Below are 2,985 nucleotides of genomic sequence, written 5' to 3' on the forward strand. Positions count from 1 at the left end.
GGTATTGGTTTCGGCGGCGGATGCTTGCCCAAGGATATTCGTGCGTTCATGGCTCGCGCGGGTGAGTTGGGCGCTGACCAGGCGCTCACCTTCCTGCGCGAGGTCGACAACATCAACATGCGCCGACGCACCCGAATGGTCGAACTCGCTCGCGAAGCCTGTGGATCGCTGCTGGGCGCCCGCGTCGGCGTCCTGGGAGCGGCGTTCAAGCCCGACTCCGATGACGTCCGTGATTCCCCGGCTCTGAACGTGGCCGGGCAGATCCAACTCCAGGGCGCTGCGGTCAACGTGTACGACCCCAAAGCGATGGACAACTCGCGAGCGCTGTTCCCAACCTTGGGTTACAGCGCATCCACTCTTGAAGCCTGTGAGGGCGCCGACGTGGTGCTCGTGCTCACCGAGTGGGCGGAGTTCAAGGCATTGAAGCCCGCGGACCTGGACGGCGCAGTTCGGACCAGAACCTTGATCGACGGCCGAAATTGTCTCGATCCCCTCGAATGGCGGGCAGCAGGCTGGACCTACCGCGGTTTGGGACGTCCCTGACCGCTCTCCGGCTACCGGGCTGGGACGAAACCTGTCGACCACGATCGAATTCCCAGAAATTCGAGTCATTCACTTGAACGACAATAGCGGTCGCCGCGTTTGCAGAACGTATTCGAAGCGGGCAGAGTGGCCGATCGAGAAGCAAGAACTGCCGGAGCAACCCGGTTCTGGATCGCTTTCACGGGTTGAGACGAATGGCGTTTACAGAGAATGTTGCTCGCGGGTTACGGGGACCCTAGCCAGGGCGTTAACCGGGTGGAGCTTCGAAACCTGGCGCGCTGCCGTTCAATTCGGGGAAACTGCATGCCTTGCATGCTGCTGTAACGAAACTGGACGGCAGGTCGACTAACCCCATGGTTGGATTTGTCGCGCAGTGCGGCATCGGTTGCAAATGTGATAAACCAATACAGAGACGTAATCAACTTGTGATGTGACCCACTCGGGCAGACTCGGGTCCGATTGCGTGCGAAAATTTTAAGGCTCGAGCAATGGGCTAAGCATCTGCGTCAAAGTAGACGCGCAAACAGAACAACACAATGCACGTTGATCGACGCTGCGGGGCGAGCGAGAAGGGGGAGTCGGTGGCGACACTCGGATCAGTGCAACAAACACGCGGAGCCAGAGACAGGCCCACCTGGCGTGCGCGACGGTTGACCTCACGTCGGATTTGGGAACATCAGTACGTCGACAGGCTGCGTGTAACCGACGTGCTCGTCGTCATCGCAGCCGTGCTGACTGCGCAGTTCATCCGTTTCGGCGAACTCCAGACCGAGGGCACCGGAGCTTTCATCAGCTACACAGGTGTGTCCGTCGGGCTGGTCGCCCTGTGGGTGGCGTTCCTCGCAATCTTCCGGACCCGTTCCCCTCGCGTGATCGGTAATGGAGCGGAAGAGTATCGGCGCATCGTGTCCGCCACCTTCCGCCTGTTCGGCGTCATCGCCATCCTCTCCTTATTGTTCAAGGTGGACATCGCGCGCCTGTACCTGGCGATCGCACTGCCGATCGGGCTGATCGGCTTGCTCATCAGTCGTTGGCTATGGCGCAAGAAGGTGGCTACCAACCGCAGCAAGGGTAAGTACCAAACCGCGGTTCTCATCGTCGGTAGTCGCAAGGCTGCGGTATCCATGGCCAAGCAGTTCGAGCGCTCACCATCGGCGGGCTACAGCGTTGTGGGTATGTGCTTGCCTGGCTTCGAGCCGGAACGCGATCCGATCACCGTCGAGGGGTACGAGATCCCCGTGCTCGGAGACGAATACAGCGTGGTCGAGGCCATCGAAGCGTCTGGCGCCGACACTGTCGCCGTCACAGCCACTGAGCATCTCGGGACCAAAGGCATTCGCAAAATGGTGTGGGACCTGGAAAAGAAAAACGTTGACCTCGTCGTCGCCCCTGGCGTCGTCGACGTGGCCGGCCCGCGTCTCGTGATGCGACCCGTAGCGGGTTTCCCCCTGATTCACGTGGAGAAGCCGCAGTACAACGGAGCAACACGCTTCAGCAAGACTGCGTTCGACTTCCTCTTCGCCGCCGCAGTGCTGATTGTGATCGCGCCGATCCTGTTGGCCGCGGCGTTCGCGGTCAAGGTCTCGAGTCGCGGACCTGTGTTCTACAAGTCCGAACGCATGGGGATCGACGGCAAGCCGTTTTCGATGATCAAGTTCCGCAGCATGGTGCAGAACGCCGACAACCAGGTGGCCGACCTGCTTGCTCAGAACGAGAGCGAAGGCGGCGTGCTGTTCAAGATGCGCGACGACCCGAGGGTCACAAAGGTCGGCAAGTTCATGCGACGGTTCAGCATCGACGAGCTGCCTCAGTTCTTCAACGTTCTGAAGCGGGAAATGAGCGTTGTCGGGCCACGGCCGCCGCTGCGGCGTGAAGTCGAAACCTACGATGGTGAAGTGCGCCGGCGCCTCCTCGTCAAACCCGGCATCACAGGTCTCTGGCAGGTTAGCGGGCGTTCTGATCTATCGTGGGACGAGACTGTCCGCCTGGATCTGTCATACGTCGAGAACTGGTCAATGGTCAGTGATTTGCTGATCATTGCGAAGACAGTTAAAGCGGTGACAGGAAGTTCCGGAGCGTATTAGGGCTGTGCATTATGCGTTAACGGGAACAAGCTGCGCTAGGTGCGGGACTGGCGAAAGCAGACTTTTCGTACCGGCGGTGCTTCTAGTCGGTGACATTCCCGCGCTTGGTGGGGACAGAGATCCCCGACCTGGGCAACCTTCAACACAGAGTGGGGCTAATCCCTCCCCTAGAGCGGGTATTTCTGGTCACAAACTGTTCTGCGCGCGAGCAACGAGCTCGCGCGCGGTGGTCGCAAGCGGCGGCGAGTACTGAATGTTGGATTGAGACGTGCCCAGAGACTGTGCACTGGGCTAGCGAATTTTGTCGGAAGAGGGCTGAAGGTTGCAACCAAGCATCACCGGTGAGGGATCTACATCA

The 2,985-nt window shown here is 59.9% G+C and carries 2 protein-coding genes; both read left to right on the forward strand.

Annotated elements, in window-relative coordinates; genetic code table 11:
- A partial coding sequence (locus tag WBQ44_RS01395) for a UDP binding domain-containing protein (protein WP_495564949.1) occupies positions 1–543 on the forward strand: 543 nt, incomplete at its 5' end.
- A gap of 536 nt (positions 544–1,079) precedes the next feature.
- Positions 1,080–2,627: a sugar transferase gene (locus WBQ44_RS01400; RefSeq protein ID WP_495564950.1), complete on the forward strand. Its 1,548-nt coding sequence runs from the start codon at positions 1,080–1,082 to the stop codon at positions 2,625–2,627.
- Positions 2,628–2,985: the final 358 nt, after the last annotated feature.

Origin of the sequence: Rhodococcus sp. (in: high G+C Gram-positive bacteria) (assembly GCF_049591685.1) — a bacterium.
In the GTDB taxonomy this organism is placed as follows: domain Bacteria; phylum Actinomycetota; class Actinomycetes; order Mycobacteriales; family Mycobacteriaceae; genus Rhodococcoides.

Bases quoted from the DNA above. Each gene is read 5' to 3' on its own strand.
- WBQ44_RS01400 (WP_495564950.1), top strand. From the start codon at position 1,080: ATGCACGTTGATCGACGCTGCGGGGCGAGCGAGAAGGGGGAGTCGGTG.